The organism is Pseudolactococcus piscium (assembly GCF_002441695.1).
GTDB lineage: Bacteria > Bacillota > Bacilli > Lactobacillales > Streptococcaceae > Pseudolactococcus > Pseudolactococcus piscium.
Genome location: NZ_JXJW01000056.1, coordinates 1 through 1,211, shown reverse-complemented (window position 1 = coordinate 1,211; position 1,211 = coordinate 1). Strand labels below are relative to the sequence as shown.

Sequence of the window (1,211 nt, the reverse complement as noted above, 5' to 3'; positions counted from 1 at the left end):
GATTATGCAGCTAACCGTGCAAGTCGAGAACTGCATAAGTTACTAGAAAATTCTCCGACGATCGCCCATAAGCAAGTAGGTGACCACTATCAAGATATGCCGATTGAAGAGATGAAGATTGGTGACGTTGTGCTTGTTAAGCCAAGTGAACTTGTCCCGATTGATGGTGATATTTTAGAAGGCGCTAGCTGGTTTAATGAAGCGTCTTTAACAGGCGAGTCAGAACCAGTAGCTAAACAAAAAGGAGAAGCTGTTTTATCTGGTAGTATTAATGGTGAAACAGCAGTATTAGTCACAGTCACTCAGCTAGCATCAGACAGTCAATATCAGAAGATCGTGCAGTTGGTTAAGGAAAGTGAAGCAACACCTGCTGAATTTGTCAGACTTGCCGACCGTTATGCGGTACCATTTACCATCATCGCCTTATTGATCGCGGGTGGTGCCTGGATCGTATCTGGTGATATGACGCGTTTTGCTGAGGTATTGGTTGTGGCAAGTCCGTGTCCATTGATTCTTGCAGCTCCGATTGCTTTTGTAGGTGGGATGAGTCGTAGCTCCCGCCATGGTTTGCTAGTTAAGAATGGGACAACGATTGAAAAATTATCTCTAGCTAAGACTGTCGCTTTTGATAAGACGGGGACACTTACGACTGGTATCTTACAAGTTAAGTGTATTCGTCCAGAAAGCGAAGCACTATCAGAAGATGATTTGCTCCAACTGGCTTATTCTTTAGAAATAGCAAGTAATCACATCTTAGCTAAATCACTAGTCAAGCTAGCAGAAAGTAAAGGCATCTCACGTCTTGCTGTTTCCGATTTGACAGAAGAAACAGGGCTAGGCTTAAGTGGTGTGATTAATGGTAACGCATATCGTATTGGCCGTGCCAAATTTGCCAATACCACAGACGAGAAAATAAGTGGTACAGCGGTCAATATTAGTGAGGATGATGTTTTTATCGGTCGGATTTTATTTGAAGATAAAGTGCGTCCTGAATCTAAAGACGTGATTGAAAACCTAAAAGGATTAGCTGTATCACACATCATGATGCTGACTGGCGATAACCTAAAAACGGCTGAAACAGTAGCTGATGAACTGGGCATAACAGAAGTTCATGCACAGTTAATGCCGAGTGAGAAGATCAAGATTTTGAAGGCTTTACCAGAGGTAAATCGCCCGATGGTCATGGTTGGGGATGGGATTAATGATGCACC

Annotated in this window: 1 protein-coding gene; it reads left to right on the top strand. The window is 42.9% G+C overall.

Features of this window, described 5'->3' with window-relative positions:
• A partial coding sequence (locus RU86_RS11760; RefSeq protein ID WP_096815453.1) for a heavy metal translocating P-type ATPase occupies positions 1 to 1,211 on the top strand: 1,211 nt, incomplete at both ends.